Origin of the sequence: Streptomyces sp. TLI_185 (assembly GCF_003814765.1) — a bacterium.
In the GTDB taxonomy this organism is placed as follows: domain Bacteria; phylum Actinomycetota; class Actinomycetes; order Streptomycetales; family Streptomycetaceae; genus Streptomyces.
Map to the genome: position 1 here is coordinate 9191024 of NZ_RKRB01000001.1, position 18049 is coordinate 9209072.

The following is an 18049-nucleotide window of genomic DNA, read 5'->3' on the forward strand; positions in this document are numbered from 1 at the left end:
GCGCGTTCGGCCCCGTCCGCCCCCTCCGCACCGCACGGAGGGGGCGGACCCTTTGGCGTTTTGCGGCCCGGGGGTCGGGGGGTGTCCCCCCGAAAGGCGCAGCTTCGGGCGAATGCGGCAAGTGCCGCAGGCAGTGACCGGGAACGGACGGTCAATTTCCGTTTGGGCTCGCCCCGTTGGCAGGCGATCAGTAGCCTCAGCTCGAACACCGGATCGCCTACGCCTTGGAGAGATAGATGGAGCGTCCCGCCTGGGCCCCCCGGAGCATCGACATCTCGGTGCCCAGTGTCTCGCGGATCTACGACTACTACCTGGGCGGTTCGCACAACTTCGAGGTCGACAGGGAGGCGGCCCGCAAGGCGATGGAGTTCATGCCGGGACTCCCGAAGATCATGCAGGCGAACCGGGCGTTCATGCGGCGCGCGGTGCGCTTCGCGGTCGGCGAGGGCATCGACCAGTTCCTGGACGTCGGCTCCGGCATCCCCACCTTCGGCAACGTCCACGAGGTGGCGCAGTCGGCCGACCCCGGCGCGCGCGTGGTCTACGTCGACCACGACCCGGTCGCCGTCGCGCACAGCCAGGCGGTCCTGGCGGGCAACGAGGGCACGGGAGTCGTCGCCGCCGACCTTCGCAAGCCCCAGGAGATCCTCGCGAGCCCCGAAGTGGAGCGCCTGATCGACCTGAACCGGCCAGTGGCGCTGCTTCTCGTTGCCATACTGCACTTCGTGGAAGACGCGGACGACCCGTACGAGGCGGTGGCTCAGTTGCGCGACGCGCTCGCGCCGGGCAGCCTGCTCGTCCTCACGCACGCCTCGTACGAGGGCATCCCGCTGCCGGCGGAGCGGGCCGAAGGCGCGGTGGACGTGTACAAGGACATCCGCAACCCGCTGATCATGCGCTCGCGCGACGACATCGCGCGGTTCTTCGAGGGGTACGACATGGTGGAACCGGGACTGGTGGCGCCGCCGCTGTGGCGGCCGCAGGAGGCGCCGGAGGACGAGGATCCGTATGCCTTCTCCGGTTTCGCCGGCGTGGGGCGTACGGCGTGATCGCGGAGCCGGACGGGCAGCCGGACAGACTGCGCAGGTTCGCGACGATCTGGAGCCGGGCGGTGTTCCCGGTGACCTCGACGTCGCTGACCAGGCCGGAGCTCGAGGAGCAACTCCTGCCGCTGGCCCGTCGGTTGAGTCAGGCGCTGCACACCCGCACCCTCGATGCGGACGCCGGCAAGGCGGTCGGCGCCGCCCTGGTCGCCGCCCACTGCACCGACCCGGACGCGCTGACCCGGACCCTGGACTGCGTCGACGCCTACCTGGTGCTCTACTGCGGTGAGGACGGCGACCAGGAGGAACTGCGGGTGCGTTCCTCGCGGTTGCAGCACGCCATGGCCGCCGGGTTCGCCGAGGCGCTGCGCGAGCGGACGCTGGCCGAGCAGGAGGCGATCTCCGCGGCCGCCCTCCAGGCGCAGGGCGTCGTCGCGCAGGCCCTGCACGACACCGAGGCCCGCTTCCGCGCGGTCTTCGAGGGCGCGGCCATAGGAATCGGCATCGCCGACCTGGACGGCAACATCCTCCAGGTCAACGGCGCCCTGCTGCGTATGTTCGGTATCACGGACGCGATGGCCTACGGCCGCAAGGTCCAGGAGTGGACCCACCCCGAGGACGCGCCGCAGACCTGGAAGCTCTACGACGAGCTCGTCCGCGGCGAGCGCGAGCACTACCACGTCGAAAAGGCCTTCTACCGTCCTGACGGAACGGTCCTGTGGACCAACCTGACGGTCTCCCTGCTGCGCGACGCGGACGGCAACCCGCAGTACCAGCTCGCCCTCATGGAGGACACCACCGAGCGGCGGCTGCTCAACCTGCGACTGCGCTACGAGGCCACACACGACGCGCTCACCGGCCTGCCCAACCGCACCTTCTTCTTCGAACGCCTGGAGAAGGCGCTGGGCGCCGGCCGGGGCCAGCGCTACGGCCTGTGCTACCTCGACCTGGACGGCTTCAAGACCATCAACGACAGCCTCGGCCACGCGGCCGGCGACCGGCTGCTCGTCGAGGTCGCCGACCGGCTGCAGGGGTGTGCGACGGCACCGGGCGAGATGGTCGCCCGGCTCGGCGGCGACGAGTTCGTGGCGCTGACCACCGGCACCGACACCGAGCGCGAGGTCGACGAGCTCGCCGCCCGCATCATGAACGCCCTCATCGCCCCGATCAGCATCGACGGCCGGGAACTGACCGTGCGCGGCAGCATCGGTATCGTCGAGGGCCCCGCGGGCGAGCGCAGCCCGGCGGAGGTGCTGCGCAGCGCCGACATCACCATGTACCGGGCCAAGTCGGCGGGCGGCAACCGCTTCGAGCTCGCCGACGAGGAGGCCGACGCCCGCGCCATCACCCGGCACGGACTGACCACCGCGCTGCCGACGGCCCTGGACCGGGGCGAGTTCTTCATCGAGTACCAGCCGCTGGTCCACCTCGGCGACGGCAGCGTGCGCGGCGCCGAGGCCCTGGTGCGCTGGCTGCACCCGCAGCACGGCATCCTCGGCCCGGACCGCTTCATCCCGCTCGCCGAACACACCGGCCTGATCGTGCCGCTCGGCCGCTGGGTCCTGGAACAGTCCGTCCGCCAGGCCCGCGAATGGCGAGAACGCTACGACGATGCGGGCCCCCTGCGCATCAACGTCAACCTCTCGCCCTGCCAGCTCACCCATCCAGGCCTGGTCCAGGACACCGTCGACATCCTGGAACGCACGGGCGTCGACCCGGACGCGCTCTGCCTGGAGGTGACCGAGTCGGCGCTGATCGGCGCCGACGACGACCTCCTCAAGCCGCTGCGCCGGCTCGCCGAGATGGGCGTCGACATCGCCCTCGACGACTTCGGTACCGGCTACTCGAACCTGGCGAACCTGCGCCGCCTCCCGGTCAGCATCCTCAAGCTGGACCGCTCCTTCACCCAGAGCATGCAGCAGTTCCCCGCGGACCCCGTCGACCTCAAGATCGTCGAAGGGATCGTCGCGCTCGCCCACTCCCTCGACCTCGCGGTGACGGTCGAAGGCGTGGAGACCGGAGCCCAGGCCGAGCAGCTCCGGATCCTGGGCTGCGACACGGCCCAGGGCTGGTACTACGCCCGTCCGGGCCCACCGGACCGGCTGCACGAGCTGGCGCTGGTGGACGCGACGGGCTGAGTCCCGCCCCCGGTCCTAGGGGAGCGGCAGTGAGCGCAGGGAACCGTGGGTACGGGCCATGACGACGACGTGGCCCGTGTCCCCGCCCGGCGCGACCACCACGGGGTATTCGCCGCCTCTGGTCTGCGAGTACGCCGCGGACATGCGGGGCGCGGCGGTTCCGGTCCCCTGCGGACCGGCGTGCAGGTCGATCGTGATCACGCGGCCCCGCGTGGTGCGGTCGTTGACGGGGGTGAAGGTCACGAACCGGCCGTCGGCCACGGTGGCGTCCGCCTCGGTGGCGTACGTGCTCCACAGTTTGCGGCCGTTCTCGAGGTCGTACGCGAACCAGTTGCCCGCGCTCGTGTCCTCGGCGCCGGCCTCGTACAGCACCAGGACCCCGTCGTCGGAGATCACCCCGCGTACGGGCTTGTCGGCCGTGTTCCTCGGGGTCGGCAGCGGCCTCAGCGTCGCCGGATCCAGGCGCCGCATGGGCGCGAAGGTGTCCCCGGCGGAGAACGGGCTGCCGGTGCAGACCAGGTAGTGGCCGCCGGTGACGAGGTGCGGGCACTCGGCGCCCGTGGTGCTGGCCGCCACGGTGTCGCCGGTGCGGGCGTCGCGGGCGGTGACCCGGGTGCCGTCGGCCGTGTAGACGCGGCCCCGGAAGGCGGCCAGGGGTTCGCCCGTGCTCCAGTGGACGGTCCGGTGCCAGAGGGGCGTGCCGTCGGATGCGCGAACGGCGTCGAGGACGGGGGTGTGGGTGGAAGGATCCGATGCTTCGAGAGCGTAGACGACTCCCTCCGCAGCGCCGAGAGCCAAGTAGGTGCGGCCGGTGGGCAGTCGATGGCTCCACGCCTGTGCACCCGTCCGCAGGTTCGCCGCGCGGAGCACACCCGCGACCCCGGTCACGGCCCGTTGGTCGGCCGCGTCGACGACCAGTCCGGCGCTCTTGCCGTGGCCGTCGGCGGGCACGGTCCAGGTGATACGGCCGTCGGCCCGCGAACGCCCCACGAATCCGCCGGAGTTGGTCGCGCACACCACCTGGTGCGCCGTGGCGCCGCAACTGCCGTGGGCCTCCTGGCTGGACAGGGACGCCGTCCACGCGCGCCACGGGCCCGAGACGGACGTCGAGGTCGTCTCCACCGTCGGCCCGGTGCCGCCTGACGGCGACGAGACCGCCGGGCTCTTCGGTCCGCCGGACCCGCTGTTCCCCGCGCACCCCACCAGCACCAGAAGAAGTGCCGCGCCCACCGCAACGATGTGCCGTTTCATCCCCGCCGACCCCCGTCTGAGAAAACACCATGCTACGACCGCTCAGCGCTCCAGCAGCATCCGCTGCAACTCCCGTACCGCCCGCGGCCGAGCCACGTCGCTGCGGTGCGCCAGGGCGATCGTCCGATGCAGACCGGGTCGCGCCGGCGGAGTGACCCGCAGTCCCCGCCCGGTCCGCGTCACGGTACGACGGCCCTCCCCAGCCCCGCCCGTACAAACCCCAACACCGCGTCTTCCCCCCCGCCTTCAACGGCGAAGACGGGCTCGAACCCCTCACCGTGGCGGCGGTCGTCATGGTGGTGACGGCCCTCACGGGGCCCTGGCGGGTTGCACTCACCTGTAGCCCGGCGTCAGCGCAACCCGGTTGCGGATGCGCCGGGTTCGGGCGCGAGGATGCGTGGGTGAACGATGAAACCGACGCAGTGAACCAGGCCATCGCGGGTGAACTGAGCCTGATGGATCCCGCCGTCCGCTCCTCCGCCGAGGGCGCCCGCCTGATCGACCCCGAGTTCGTGGAGGTCGGCGCCTCGGGCCGGCGCTACACCTACGAGGAGACGATCGCCGGGCTGCCCGACAAGCCGGGGAGCGCCGCGGACGGCCCGCGCTACGAGCCGTCGGAGATCACGGGGGTCCTGCTCGCCCCCGGCCTGGTGCATCTCACGTTCGAGACCGTCTTCGAGGGCCGGCGGGCCCGGCGCAGCTCCCTGTGGCGCAAACGGGACGAGGAGACGGGCTGGCGCATGTACTACCACCAGGGCACGCCGGTGCCGCCCGGGCTCCTCACCAACGGCACGTGATGCACCGTCACGCGGCCATACGGCCGGCGGCACGCCCACTCACCGCTCCAACAGCATCCGCTGCAGCTCCCGAGCCGCCCGCGGCGGAGCCACATCACTGCGGTGGGCCAGGGCGATCGTGCGGTGGAGGCCGGGGCGGGCCAGCGGGGTGACCCGTAGGCCCCGCCCGGAGCGTGTCGCGACCATGCGGGGGACGACGGCCACGCCGAGCCCCGCGCGCACGAAGCCCAGTACCGCGTCCATCTCACCGCCCTCCACTGCGAAGTCCGGCTCGAAGCCCTCGGCGCGACAGGCGGCCACGGTCAGTTCGCGCAGGTCGTAGCCGTGCCGGAACATCACCAGGGGTTCGCTCTCCAGGTCGGCGATGCGCACCGTGCGTCGGCCCGGGCCGGCGGGCGCGGGTGATTCGGGGGACGACACCACCACCAGGTCCTCGCGCAGCAGCTCCACCGTCGTGAGCGCCGGGGACGGCGTCGGCAGCGGCAGGACGACCAGGGCGAGGTCGAGGGCGCCGCGGGCGAGTTCGCGTACGAGATCGTGGGAGCCGCCTTCCTCGATCAGCAGCCGGATGCCGGGATAGCGGTCGTGGAAGGCGCGCAGGACGTCGGGCAGCAGGCCCGTGCACAGGCTCGGGGTCGCGCCCAGCCGGACCCGGCCGCTGCGCAGCTGCACCAGTTCCTGCACCTCGTGCCGGGCCGTGTCCGCGTCGGCCAGGATGCGGCGGGCCAGCGGCAGCAACGCCTCGCCCGCGTCGGTGAGGGTGATGTTGCCGCGCGCCCGCAGGAACAGATCGGCCCCGAGTTCCCGCTCCAGCGCCTTGATCTGCTGGGACAGCGAGGGCTGCGCGACATGGACGAGGTCGGCGGCCCGGGTGAAGTGCCGGGTCTCGGCGACCGCCACGAAATACTGGAGCTGCTGGAACTGCATCCTCGTACGATAGCTGCTCCCTATGGAATCAAGCCGGACCATGTCTTGGACCGATCGGGACCTTCGGCCCTAGCGTCTTGAGTCATGGCTCTGGCAACGCGGACGGACCGACGGCCGTCGATGGCGCGCACCGTGTGGGACAGCTCCGTCGGCAAGAAGACAGTGATGGCCGTCAGCGGCGTGATCATGCTGCTGTACCTGGTCGCCCACGTGATCGGCAATCTGAAGATCTTCTTCGGGGCCGGCGAGTTCAACCACTACGCGCACTGGCTGCGCACCGTGGGCGAGCCGTTCATGCACTACGAGTGGACGCTGTGGCTGGTCCGCGTGGTGCTGATCGTCGCCGTCGTCGCACACGCCGTCTCCGCGTACCAGCTCAGCCGCCGTGACATCAAGGCGCGGCCCAGCAAGTACGTCCACAAGAAGGCGAAGGCGAGCTACGCCACGCGCACCATGCGCTGGGGCGGGATCATCCTCGGCCTGTTCATCGTGTGGCACATCCTCGACCTGACCACCGGCACCGTGCACTCGGGCGGTTTCCAGGAGGGGCACCCGTACCAGAACGTCGTGGACACCTTCTCCACCTGGTACGGCAACGTCATCTACATCGTCGCGATGCTCGCCCTCGGCCTGCACATCCGGCACGGCTTCTGGAGCGCAGCCCAGACCCTCGGCGTCGGCAGCCGCAGCCGCGACCGCGCGCTCAAGACCGTCGCCAACGTCCTCGCACTGCTGCTCACGGCCGGCTTCATCGCCGTGCCCGTGGGCGTCATGACCGGAGTGGTGAGCTGAACATGAGCGCTGAGTACGTCGACTACGCGACCGGTGAGCCGGTCGTCGACACCAAGGCCCCCGCCGGCCCCGTGGCCGAGCGCTGGGACAAGCGCCGTTTCGAGGCCAAGCTGGTCAACCCGGCCAACCGGCGCAAGCACACGGTGATCGTGGTCGGCACGGGGCTGGCCGGCGGTTCCGCGGGCGCCACGCTCGCCGAACAGGGCTACCACGTCGTCCAGTTCTGCTACCAGGATTCCCCGCGCCGCGCCCACTCCATCGCCGCGCAGGGCGGTATCAACGCCGCCAAGAACTACCGCAACGACGGCGACTCCATCCACCGGCTGTTCTACGACACCGTCAAGGGCGGCGACTTCCGCGCCCGCGAGTCGAACGTGCACCGGCTCGCGCAGATCTCCGTCGAGATCATCGACCAGTGCGTGGCCCAGGGCGTGCCCTTCGCCCGGGAGTACGGCGGCCTGCTCGACACCCGCTCCTTCGGCGGCGTACAGGTCTCGCGGACCTTCTACGCCCGCGGCCAGACGGGCCAGCAGCTGCTGCTCGGCGCCTACCAGGCGCTCAGCCGGCAGATCGCCGCGGGCAACATCGAGATGCACCCGCGCACCGAGATGCTCGACCTGATCGTCATCGACGGGAAGGCGCGCGGCATCGTGGCGCGCGACCTGATCACGGGCCGCATCGACACGTACTTCGCGGACGCCGTCGTCCTGGCCAGCGGCGGCTACGGAAACGTCTTCTACCTGTCGACGAACGCCATGAACTCCAACGCCACCGCGATCTGGCGGGCCCACCGGCGCGGCGCCTACTTCGCCAACCCCTGCTTCACCCAGATCCATCCGACCTGCATCCCGCGCACCGGCGATCACCAGTCCAAGCTCACTCTGATGAGCGAGTCGCTGCGCAACGACGGCCGGATCTGGGTGCCCAAGGCCAAGGGCGACGACCGGCCGCCGAACAAGATCCCCGAGGACGAGCGCGACTACTACCTGGAGCGCATCTACCCGTCCTTCGGCAACCTGGTCCCGCGCGACATCGCCTCCCGCGCCGCCAAGAACGTCTGCGACGAGGGCAGGGGCGTGGGCCCCGGCGGGCAGGGCGTCTACCTGGACTTCGCCGACGCCATCAAGCGCATGGGCCGCAAGGCGGTCGAGGAGAAATACGGCAACCTCTTCGACATGTACGCGCGGATCACCGCCGAGGACCCGTACACCGTCCCGATGCGGATCTACCCCGCCGTGCACTACACGATGGGCGGACTGTGGGTCGACTACGACCTGCAGACCACCATCCCGGGCCTGTTCGCGATCGGCGAGGCCAACTTCTCCGACCACGGCGCGAACCGCCTCGGCGCCTCAGCACTGATGCAGGGCCTGGCCGACGGCTACTTCGTACTGCCGGCGACCATCAACGACTACCTCGCCCGCAACCCGCACCACGAGCCGGTCACCGTCCAACATCCGGTCGTCCAGGAGGTGTTGGCGGAGACCCAGGACCGTCTCAACCTCCTGTTGTCCGTGGACGGCGACCGTACCCCCGACTCCTTCCACCGCGAAGTCGGCGAACTGATGTGGGAGTTCTGCGGCATGGCCCGTACGGACTCCGGTCTGCGTAAGGCGCTGGAGCGCATCCCGCAGATCCGGGAGGAGTTCTGGCGGCGCATCAAGGTGCCCGGCACCGGCAAGGAGTTCAACCAGTCGCTGGAGAAGGCCAACCGTGTCGTCGACTACCTCGAGCTCGCCGAGCTCATGTGCCTCGACGCACTGCACCGCGCCGAGTCCTGCGGCGGCCACTTCCGCGAGGAGTCCCAGACACCGGACGGTGAAGCCGCGCGCAGGGACGACGAGTTCGCGTACGCGGCCGCCTGGGAGTTCACCGGTACCGGCGAGGCTCCGACCCTGCACAAGGAAGACCTGGTCTTCGAGTACGTCCACCCCACTCAGCGGAGCTACGCATGAAGCTCACCCTGCGCGTCTGGCGGCAGCAGAACGCCGACGCCGAAGGCGCCATGTCCACGTACGAGGTGGACGGCATCTCCTCCGACATGTCGTTCCTGGAGATGCTCGACACCCTCAACGAGGAGCTCATCCTCAAGGGCGAGGACCCGGTCGCCTTCGACCACGACTGCCGCGAGGGCATCTGCGGTGCGTGTTCGCTCGTCATCAACGGCGACGCGCACGGGCCCGAGCGCACCACCACCTGCCAGCTGCACATGCGGTCCTTCCAGGACGGCGACACGATCGACATCGAACCGTGGCGGGCCTCCGCCTTCCCGGTGATCAAGGACCTGGTGGTGGACCGGTCGGCGTTCGACCGGATCATCCAGTCCGGCGGCTACATCACCGCCCCGACCGGCTCGGCACCCGAGGCCCACGCCACACCCGTACCCAAGCCGGACGCCGACTTCGCCTTCGAGCACGCCGAGTGCATCGGCTGCGGGGCGTGCGTGGCGGCCTGCCCGAACGGGGCGGCGATGCTGTTCACCTCCGCCAAGATCAACCACCTGAACGTGCTGCCGCAGGGCGCGCCCGAACGCGAGACGCGGGTGCTGGACATGGTGGCGCAGATGGACGAAGAGGGCTTCGGTGGCTGCACCTTGACCGGTGAGTGCGCCACTGCCTGCCCGAAGGGCATTCCGCTGGTGTCCATCACGAGCATGAACAAGGAGTGGCTGCGGGCTACGCGGAAGGCGGCGAAGCGCTAGCAAGGAACGTTCGCCGAGGGTGCGGACGGGCGGGGCCGGGAGTGGTGCTCCCCGGCCCCGTCTCGCACGTGTGCGGTCTGTAAGGTGGGGGGTTCTGCGAGCGCCGCGTGGCCACGAAGTGAACAGCACCGCCCGGCGCCCCGTGTGAGCGAGCCGTTCAACAAGCCCACACCCGCTCTCTCTGCGCCTGTCACGCGAAGGTCAGCCGGCATCGGAAGAACAGGGGCGGCAGATCGCATGTCCGGTCTGCTGCCCGCTCCGCCGACCGGCCCCGCGACCAGGAGAGAGCCATGACCGGCGTCACCACCCTCGACCGTCCCCCGAAGCCCGCCGCACCCACCCGCTACACCGTCTCCCTCGCCCGCGACGAGGCCGACGTGCGTGCCGCGCAGCGGCTGCGGCACGATGTCTTCGCCGGCGAGATGGGGGCCCTGCTGGCCACCCCGCAGCCGGGCTACGACATCGACGCCTTCGACGCGTACTGCGACCATCTGCTGGTGCGCGAGGAAGTGTCCGGCCAGGTAGTCGGCACGTACCGGCTGCTGCCGCCGGAGCGCGCCGCGGTCGCCGGACGGCTGTACTCCGAGGGCGAGTTCGACCTGACCGCGCTCGACGCGATCCGCCCCGGCCTGGTCGAGGTCGGCCGCTCCTGTGTCCACCCCGACCACCGTGACGGCGCCGTCATCAGCCTCATCTGGGCCGGGATCGCCCGCTACATGGTGGACCGCGGCCACGAGTGGCTGGCCGGCTGCTGCTCCATCCCGCTCGCCGACGGCGGCGCGCTCGCCTCCGCCACCTGGGAGAAGGTGCGGGGCAAGTACCTGGCCCCGGAGGAGTTCCGGGTACGGCCGCTGCTGCCCTGGGTCCCGGACGCCGCGACCCCGCCCGCCGCCTCGGCCGAACTGCCCGCCCTGCTGCGCGGCTACCTCCGCCTCGGCGCCTGGGTGTGCGCGCAGCCCGCCCACGACCCGGACTTCGGGGTCGCCGACCTGTATGTGCTGCTGTCGATGCGCCGGGTCAACCCGCGCTATCTGCGGCACTTCCTCTCCCTCGTGCCCGCCTGATGAGCGTCTGGCAGCCCAGCGCGCCCTGCACCCCGGGGGCGTGCATAGAGGCGACGGGGTCCGCCACGGCCGTACCGCGCGCCGTGCTGCGGATGGCGGCAGTCGTGGCCCTGGTGCTTGCCGGGGTCGTGCTGTCGCCGCTCGGCGGGAGGATCCCCGCCGAACTGGTGAAGCGGTGGTGCCGGTGGATCGTGCGGGCCGCAGGGGTCCAGGTCCGTATCACCGGCACCACCGCGCCCACCGGGGGACTGCTCCTGGTCGCCAACCACATCTCCTGGCTGGACATCCCGCTGCTCGCCGCCGTCCGCCCGGCCCGCATGCTCGCCAAGTCCGACATCCGGGACTGGCCCGTGGCCGGCCCCCTGGCGGCGCGTGGCGGCGCCATGTTCATCGACCGCAACCGGCTGCGCGCCCTGCCGGAAACCGTCGCCCGCATCGCGGACGCGCTGCGCGAAGGGCAGGCCGTCGGGGTCTTCCCCGAGGGCAGCACCTGGTGCGGACGCGCCCAGGGCACCTTCCGCCGCGCCGTCTTCCAGGCCGCCCTCGACGCGGGCGCTACCGTACAGCCGGTACGTCTGCACTACCGGATCGCCGGGGGTACGGCCAGCACGGCGCCCGCCTTCATCGGCGACGACTCGCTGCTGGCGTCGGTGTGGCGGGTGGTGTCGGCGCGGGGGCTGGTGGCCGAGGTCGACGTACGGGACGCCATCGCGCCCGGCAGCCACCCGGACCGCCGCTCACTGGCCCGCGCCGCCCAGCCGGGGGCGACGGTTCAAGCGGACTGGATCCACGCGGCGTTGGTGGCCTAGCGCGTGGCTCTGTGACGGGTTGATCAGTTGCGCCGTGGTGGCCGACCGGGCCTTTCCACCCCGCCCCATCGACCATATCGGCCACCGCCTACGGCGAGGCCGCCGAGGCGGCGGCCCGCCCGGCTTCGACTGCGGGAACCACAAGCAGCGGAACACGGACGCGTTCAGTGCTGTACTGCGAGTCCGGGGCGGTGGCGCCGCATCGCGTCCAGGACCGCCTCAGGCGGCACCGGCAAGGTGTTCGTGGCCACGTTGGCCGGACCGAAGCCCAGACGTGCGTTCATGGACGCGGTGCTGCGGACGAGCCTGGGTGCTCGAGCCAGATAGGCGTCCGGGTCGTGCAGCACCAGCTCGATGAACAACTGCGAGGTGTTGCGCACCCGCTGCTCGCGTATCCGCACGGCGGCTATCTCGTCCCAGCCGAACCGGCCCAGCCTCACATGGTCCACTCCCGCGTCGTCCAGCACCAACTCGGGTCGGTCGCGGAGCAGGCGCTGGACGATGATCACCGAGCACAACCCGAAGAAGGGCACAGCCACAGCCCCCGCCACAGTCATCTTCAGGGTGCTGCGGGCGACCAGGAAAGCAATGCCCAGGGCGACGAAGACCAGAGAGCCGGCCAGCATGGCCCACACACGTCCCTTGGCGACCGGGTAGACCGTCGGGGGCAGCGGAACGCTGTTACTGATCACGGGCTCAGACGATAGGACCAGAGCCCTCGTCAGCGGAAGCCTTTTCGTGGACCGTCCGGTGCACGCTCCGGCCGCCCCGCCCGTCCCGCAGCGCCCGGATCAGGGGGCAGCCCCGGTGACCTCGCTGACGAGGTCCGGGGTGGCGATGCCGACCGGCTGCCCGAAGAACTCCGCGGCCGCCTGCCGCGCGGCCGTCGGATCCGTGCCCGGCCACAGATGGGTGAGCAGGAGCCGGGCGGCGCCCGCCTGGCGGGCGTACTGGCCGGCCAGGCGCGCGGTCAGCAGGTAGGGAGCATCGCCGTCCGGCACCTCGTGGACATAGGTGGCCTCCGACAGGAACAGGTCGGCGCCCTCTGCAAGGCGCAGTATGTCGGCGCTGGGGCCGGTGTCGCCGGTGTAGGCGAGCACACCGCCCGGGGTGCTGAGCCGGATGCCGGCATTGGGCACGAAGTGTGGCAGCAGCCATGTGTCGGCCGTGAACGGGCCAACCGCGAAACGGTCGCCGGGGGCGAACTCCTGCAGCCGGTACGCCGACGCGAGCATGCGCGGCTTGTCGAGCGCGAGCACCGCGTCGAGGGCCCCGTGCGGGGCGTACACGGGCAGGGGCGGCGGAGGATCGTCGCTCAGCCCACGGGCCCGGAGCAGCGGGTTGAGGTCGGCGCAGTGGTCGGGGTGCCCGTGGCTGACCAGGACGGCGTCGACCGCGTCGACGGTGTGCTGGAGCAGCAGGCGGGGCAGGGTGGCGTAGCCGGGATCGACCAGCAGGCGGAACCCGTCGTGCTCGACGAGATAGCCGCTGCATGCCTGGACCGCCGTGGGCCAAGCGCCGCAGCCGCCGAGAACCGTCAGTCGCATGTCACGAGACCCTATCCAGTCGCATGCAGGAGCCCCCCACCGCGAGGCCCGGAAACCCGGAAGACGGGCCGCACCGCCCCCTGTTAGCGTTCCTCCCATGAAGGTCAGGACCTGTTGTACCCACACCGCAGCCGCGCGAGCGACCAGCTCCCCGGCTGCCGACGCCTGACCTCTCCACCTTTCCCCGGCGGCCGGAAACGGATCGCCGGGATGTGGTGCCACTCCTCTGCGCAGGCTCTCAGGGCTCGCAGGCGGCTCCCGCGGTCCCTTCCGGTCCCCATGACCCGAACGGACACCGCCATGAACACCGACCAGACCGTACGCACGTTCACCGACTTCTACCGTGAACGCGGCCACCACCTCATCACCGGAAGCTCCCTCCTGCCGCCGCCCTCGGACCCGGTGCTGTTCACCACCTCCGGCATGCACCCCCTCACGCCCTACCTCCAGGGCCGCCCCCATCCCCAGGGACAGCGCCTGATCAACGTCCAGCGCTGCCTGCGCACCACCGATCTCGACGAGATCGGCGACTCCACCCACCTGACGGTCTTCGAGATGCTCGGCTCGTGGTCGCTCGGCGACTACGGCCACCCACAGAGCCTGCGCTGGGGATACGAACTGCTGCGCGACGGATTCGGCATCCCGCAGGAGCGGCTGCACGTCACGGTCTTCGGCGGCGACGACCAGGTCGGCCCCGACACCGAATCACTGCGCACCTGGCAGGAGTTGGGGCCGCCGGTGGAGCTCACCGACGACGAGAACTGGTGGTCCAACGGCCCCGTCGGCCCCTGCGGCCCGGACTCGGAGATCTTCGTCTGGACCGGCGACGTCGGCACCCCGCCCCAGGGCACCCCCACCACCGACCCCCGCTGGGTGGAGATCTGGAACCACGTCAACATGCGCTACCGACGCAATGAGGACGGCACCCTCGAACCCCTGCCCCAGTCCTCCATCGACACGGGGATGGGCCTGGAACGCCTGACGACCGTCCTGCAAGGACACCGCTCGGTCTACGACACGGACCTGTTCGAACCGTGGCTGCGGCTGCTCCCGCCGCTGTGGGACCTGGACGAGCCCTCGACCCGTCTCGTCTGCGACCACCTGCGCTCGGGCATCGTCGTACTCGGCGACGGCGTACGCCCGTCCAACACCGGCCGCGGCTATGTACTTCGCCGCCTCATCCGCCGCCTCCTCACCACAGTGCGCCGAGACGACCCCTCACGCACGCTGACCGACCTGCCCCTGGAACTCGTGGACCACACCCTGAACCACTTCCACCAGCCCTGCGGCACCGACACCGTCCGCACACTCCTCCTGGACGAGGAACAGCGCTTCACCCAGCTCCTCGAACGCGGCCGACGCGTGCTCTCCCGACCGCAGTTCAAGGCCCCGCTGACGGAGGAGGACTACCACTACCTCCACGACACCCACGGCCTGCCGCGCGACCTGGTGGCCGGTCTGCTGACCAGGGACTGACAGGTGAGGTGGCTCTCGTCCTCGCGCGAGGGCGACGACGAGAGTCACCCCGGAGGCGGGGTCACCGGGGAGCGCCGCCGAATCCGAACTCGTTGCCGTCCGGATCGTGGTAGGTGATCTTGCGTACGCCGTTCGAGTAGGTCTCACTGGTCGTCGGCTCAAGGCCCCGCTCGGTGATCCGGGCGATCCGAGTGTCGAGGTCGTCGACGAACACGGTGTGCAGGGCGTGCCCGGGGTGTTCGGGCCGGTGCTCGATGTACACGTAGCGGTGTTCCGCGAGCACCCACACGGCTTCCGAGTCGTTCGGGAAGAACGCCGGCGGGGTGCCGAAGAGACGTTCGTACCAGGCCAGTGCCGCCGCGTAGTCGTTGACCGGGATGCCTGCGAAGAGGTCGAGGGTCATGCCGCCACCATAGGTCCGCCAACCGGCCGATGCTCAGCGCAGCCGGTAGCCGTAGGAGGCGAGGTCGGGGTCCGGGCCGGACCGGCGGTGGGGGTGCGGGGGCGGGAGTTCGGAGTGCGGTGTTGCCGGCGCTATACAGTGCCCGCATGCAGCGGATCTTGGTGGTGGGTGTCACGGGGGCGGGCAAGTCCACGCTCGCGCGGGCCGTGAGTGAGCGGCTGGATGTGCCCTACCACGAGATGGACGCGCTGTATTTCGTCGGCCCCGACTGGGCTGTCAACGACAAGCTGGGCGAGGCGGTGTCACGCGTCCTGGCCCAACCTCGCTGGATCATCGACAGCATCGGCTACCCGGAGGTCCGTGACCTGCTCTGGGAGCAGGCCGACACCGTGCTCTGGCTGGACTACGGCAAGCGCGTCGTGATGCCGCGCGTCCTTCGCCGCTCCCTGCGGCGCACGGTGACCCGCGAGCGTGTCTTCGGTGGCAACAGGGAGACCTGGGCGGGCTGGCTCAGCAGGGAACACCCGGTGTGGTGGGCCTGGTCCCAGCACGCGGGCCGCCGCAGCGAGATCGCACGGCGCACCGGCGATCCTCGCTTCGCGCCCCTCCGCACGGTCCGGTTCCCGCACCCCGACGACACCGCCGCCTGGTTGGCATCCCTGTGAGGCGGGCGGCGCCTGCGCTCATGCCTTTAGCGGTGGCAGCACCCGTCCCAGATAGGGCGCCGTAGCGCTCCCCGCCACGCCCGCCACCTCCGTCGGCGTGCCCGCCGCCACGATCCGCCCGCCCGCGTCCCCGCCGCCCGGCCCCAGGTCGACGACCCAGTCCGCGCCGGCGACGACCGACATGTCGTGCTCGACGACGATCACGGTGTGGCCGGCGTCGACGAGGCCGTGCAGCTGCCGCATCAGGACCTCGACGTCTGCCGGGTGCAGACCTGTGGTCGGCTCGTCGAGGAGATAGAGGGTGTGGCCGCGGCGGCCACGCTGCAACTCGCTCGCCAGCTTGATGCGCTGCGCCTCGCCGCCGGACAGTTCGGTGGCGGGCTGGCCCAGGCGGAGGTAGCCGAGGCCCACGTCCAGCAGGGTGGTGAGACTGCGCGCCACCGCCGGGGTGTCCGCGAAGAACTCAGCCGCGCTCTCCACCGTCAGGTCCAGCACCTGAGCGATGTTCCGGCCCCGGTACGTCACTTGGAGCGTCTCCGGGTTGTAGCGGTCGCCGCCGCAGTCCGGACACGGCGCGTACGTGCTCGGCAGGAACAGCAGCTCGACGCTGACGAACCCCTCGCCCTGGCAGGTCTCGCAGCGCCCGCCGGCCACGTTGAAGGAGAACCGTCCGACACCGTAACCGCGGGCCTGCGCCTCCTCGGTGGCCGCGAACACCTTGCGTACGACGTCGAACAGCCCCGTGTAGGTGGCGAGGTTGGAGCGTGGCGTGCGGCCGATGGGCTTCTGGTCGACCGAGACCAGCCGTTCCACACCCGCCAGGTCCTCGGTGATCTCGCCGATGAGCGTTGACTTCCCGGATCCGGACACTCCGGTGACCGCGGTGAACACGCCGAGCGGGAACTCGGCCGTCACCCCGCGCAGGTTGTGCCGGGTGACCGGCCCGACCTTCAACTGGGCGTGAGCGATGCGCACTTGGCGTACGGCGGTGGGGGAGCGGCCGAAGAGGAACCGGGCCGTCGCGGACTGCGGGACCGAGGCCAGTTCCGCCACCGGGCCGCTGTGCAGCACCTCTCCGCCGTGCTCGCCCGCGTGCGGGCCCACGTCCACCAGCCAGTCGGCGCCGCGCACGACATCGAGGTGGTGCTCCACCACGAACACCGAGTTGCCCGAGGACTTCAGCCTCTCCAGGACGGTCAGCAGGGCCTCGGTGTCCGCCGGGTGCAGGCCGGCGGACGGCTCGTCGAGGACGTAGACGACCCCGAACAGTCCGGAGCGCAGCTGCGTCGCCAGGCGCAGCCGTTGCAGCTCGCCCGCCGAGAGGGTGGGCGTGGAGCGGTCCAGGCTGAGGTAGCCGAGGCCGAGTTCGAGGACCGGCGCGATACGGGAGGTGAGGTCCTCGGTGAGGACGCGGGCGGTCTCGTCGCCCGCTACCAGACAGCCCGCGAGCTCGGTCAGTGGCAGCGCGGCCAGCTCGGAGATGGTACGGCCCGCGAAGGTGACCGCCAGCGCCTCCGGCCGCAGCCGGCTGCCGCCGCACGCAGGACAGGGTGTGCTGGTCAGGAAGCGTTCGGCCTTGGCCCGGAGGGTGGGGCTCTTGGAGTCGGAGAAGGTCTTCATGACATAGCGGCGTGCGCTCATGTACGTGCCCTGGTACGGGCGTTGGATGCGGTCCGCGTCGCGTACCGGGTGCACCGTGACGACCGGCTGCTCGTCGGTGAAGAGGATCCATTCCCGCTGGTCGGCCGGGAGCTCGCGCCACGGCCGGTCCACGTCGTGGCCGAGCGCGTCGAGGATGTCGCGGAGGTTCTTGCCCTGCCAGGCGCCCGGCCAGGCGGCGATCGCGCCCTCGCGGATCGACAGCGACGGGTCGGGGACCAGCAACTCCTCAGTCGTACGGTGGACCTGGCCCAGGCCGTGGCACTCCGCGCAGGCGCCGGCGGCCGTGTTGGGGGAGAAGGCGTCGGAGTCGAGGCGTGCGGCGCCGGGCGGGTAGTCGCCGGCCCGGGAGAACAGCATCCGCAGGGAGTTCGACAGGTTGGTGACCGTGCCGACGGACGAGCGGGACGTCGGGGCCGAGCGGCGCTGCTGGAGCGAGACCGCGGGCGGCAGCCCGGTGATCTCGCCGACCTTCGGCGCGCCGACCTGGTGGATCAGGCGGCGCGCGTACGGGGCGACGGACTCGAAGTAGCGGCGCTGGGCCTCGGCGTAGATGGTGCCGAAGGCGAGCGAGGACTTTCCCGACCCGGACACCCCTGTGAACACGGTCAACACGTCCCGCGGGATGTCGACGTCCACGCCCTTGAGGTTGTGCTCGCGGGCGCCGCGGACGCGGACGTAGGGGTCGTGTGGGTCGTGCATGAACAGGAACTCCGTACGGGTCTTCGACTGCGGCGGGACAAACGCCGCGATTCTAAGCCGTCGGCATCGCCTGTG

16 protein-coding genes and 1 pseudogene are annotated in these 18049 nt (G+C 70.9%); 10 read left to right on the forward strand and 7 right to left on the reverse strand.

Features of this window, described 5'->3' with window-relative positions; all coding sequences use genetic code 11:
* Nucleotides 1-236 precede the first annotated feature (236 nt).
* Entirely contained in the window at nt 237-1049 is an 813-nt protein-coding gene (locus tag EDD92_RS42145; RefSeq protein ID WP_123969154.1) for an SAM-dependent methyltransferase, read from the forward strand.
* Nucleotides 1046-3181, forward strand: coding sequence for a bifunctional diguanylate cyclase/phosphodiesterase (locus tag EDD92_RS42150; RefSeq protein WP_123969155.1), 2136 nt, complete (start codon nt 1046-1048; stop codon nt 3179-3181). The genes EDD92_RS42145 and EDD92_RS42150 overlap by 4 nt, the downstream gene beginning before the upstream one ends.
* A 15-nt stretch (nt 3182-3196) precedes the next feature.
* On the opposite strand, the gene EDD92_RS42155 is transcribed toward EDD92_RS42150, so the two are convergent.
* Together EDD92_RS42155 and EDD92_RS42160 are read right to left on the reverse strand one after the other, a co-directional pair.
* Nucleotides 3197-4432: a PQQ-binding-like beta-propeller repeat protein gene (locus EDD92_RS42155; RefSeq protein WP_123969156.1), complete on the reverse strand. Its 1236-nt coding sequence runs from the start codon at nt 4430-4432 to the stop codon at nt 3197-3199.
* A gap of 42 nt (nt 4433-4474) precedes the next feature.
* Nucleotides 4475-4737: pseudogene (locus tag EDD92_RS42160) on the reverse strand (LysR substrate-binding domain-containing protein); the annotation flags it as partial.
* A 150-nt stretch (nt 4738-4887) separates the two neighbouring features.
* On the opposite strand from EDD92_RS42160, the gene EDD92_RS42165 reads away from it, so the two are divergent.
* Nucleotides 4888-5229, forward strand: coding sequence for a DUF4440 domain-containing protein (locus EDD92_RS42165; protein WP_399185537.1), 342 nt, complete (start codon nt 4888-4890; stop codon nt 5227-5229).
* Between the two features lie 39 nt (nt 5230-5268).
* Here EDD92_RS42165 and EDD92_RS42170 read toward each other — a convergent pair whose 3' ends face one another.
* The gene (locus EDD92_RS42170) at nt 5269-6156 is read right to left on the reverse strand and encodes a LysR family transcriptional regulator (RefSeq protein ID WP_123969158.1); all 888 of its coding nucleotides are present in this window, start codon (nt 6154-6156) and stop codon (nt 5269-5271) included.
* Nucleotides 6157-6276: 120 nt separating this feature from the next.
* Between EDD92_RS42170 and EDD92_RS42175 the strand changes: the two genes are divergently transcribed.
* The 5 genes from EDD92_RS42175 to EDD92_RS42195 all read left to right on the forward strand — a co-directional run bounded on the left by EDD92_RS42175 (nt 6277) and on the right by EDD92_RS42195 (nt 11522).
* Complete coding sequence (locus tag EDD92_RS42175) at nt 6277-6948, forward strand: succinate dehydrogenase (protein ID WP_123970794.1); 672 nt, start codon at nt 6277-6279, stop codon at nt 6946-6948.
* Nucleotides 6949-6950: 2 nt separating this feature from the next.
* Nucleotides 6951-8903, forward strand: coding sequence for a fumarate reductase/succinate dehydrogenase flavoprotein subunit (locus tag EDD92_RS42180; protein ID WP_123969159.1), 1953 nt, complete (start codon nt 6951-6953; stop codon nt 8901-8903).
* On the forward strand, nt 8900-9649 hold the full coding sequence (locus tag EDD92_RS42185) for a succinate dehydrogenase/fumarate reductase iron-sulfur subunit (RefSeq protein WP_099933059.1): 750 nt from the start codon (nt 8900-8902) through the stop codon (nt 9647-9649). The genes EDD92_RS42180 and EDD92_RS42185 overlap by 4 nt, the downstream gene beginning before the upstream one ends.
* A gap of 290 nt (nt 9650-9939) precedes the next feature.
* A complete protein-coding gene (locus EDD92_RS42190; RefSeq protein ID WP_123969160.1) occupies nt 9940-10713 on the forward strand; it encodes a GNAT family N-acetyltransferase in 774 nt (257 codons plus the stop codon).
* Nucleotides 10713-11522 carry a 1-acyl-sn-glycerol-3-phosphate acyltransferase gene (locus EDD92_RS42195; protein WP_123969161.1) on the forward strand — a complete coding sequence of 270 codons (810 nt, stop codon included), beginning with the start codon at nt 10713-10715 and terminating at the stop codon, nt 11520-11522. The genes EDD92_RS42190 and EDD92_RS42195 overlap by 1 nt, the downstream gene beginning before the upstream one ends.
* 164 nt (nt 11523-11686) lie before the next feature.
* On the opposite strand, the gene EDD92_RS42200 is transcribed toward EDD92_RS42195, so the two are convergent.
* Complete coding sequence (locus EDD92_RS42200) at nt 11687-12214, reverse strand: STM3941 family protein (protein ID WP_260327153.1); 528 nt, start codon at nt 12212-12214, stop codon at nt 11687-11689.
* 99 nt (nt 12215-12313) lie between these two features.
* Entirely contained in the window at nt 12314-13069 is a 756-nt protein-coding gene (locus EDD92_RS42205) for an MBL fold metallo-hydrolase (protein ID WP_123969162.1), read from the reverse strand.
* Nucleotides 13070-13369: 300 nt separating this feature from the next.
* Here EDD92_RS42205 and EDD92_RS42210 point away from each other — a divergent pair, with 300 nt between their 5' ends.
* On the forward strand, nt 13370-14545 hold the full coding sequence (locus EDD92_RS42210) for an alanine--tRNA ligase-related protein (RefSeq protein WP_123970796.1): 1176 nt from the start codon (nt 13370-13372) through the stop codon (nt 14543-14545).
* 61 nt (nt 14546-14606) lie between these two features.
* Here the strand turns inward: EDD92_RS42210 and EDD92_RS42215 are convergent, their stop codons facing one another.
* Nucleotides 14607-14948 carry a VOC family protein gene (locus EDD92_RS42215; RefSeq protein WP_123969163.1) on the reverse strand — a complete coding sequence of 114 codons (342 nt, stop codon included), beginning with the start codon at nt 14946-14948 and terminating at the stop codon, nt 14607-14609.
* A gap of 146 nt (nt 14949-15094) precedes the next feature.
* Between EDD92_RS42215 and EDD92_RS42220 the strand changes: the two genes are divergently transcribed.
* Entirely contained in the window at nt 15095-15613 is a 519-nt protein-coding gene (locus tag EDD92_RS42220) for an adenylate kinase (protein WP_123969164.1), read from the forward strand.
* 18 nt (nt 15614-15631) lie between these two features.
* Here the strand turns inward: EDD92_RS42220 and EDD92_RS42225 are convergent, their stop codons facing one another.
* Nucleotides 15632-17974, reverse strand: a complete 2343-nt coding sequence (locus EDD92_RS42225; RefSeq protein ID WP_123969165.1) for an excinuclease ABC subunit UvrA — start codon at nt 17972-17974, stop codon at nt 15632-15634.
* Nucleotides 17975-18049: the final 75 nt, after the last annotated feature.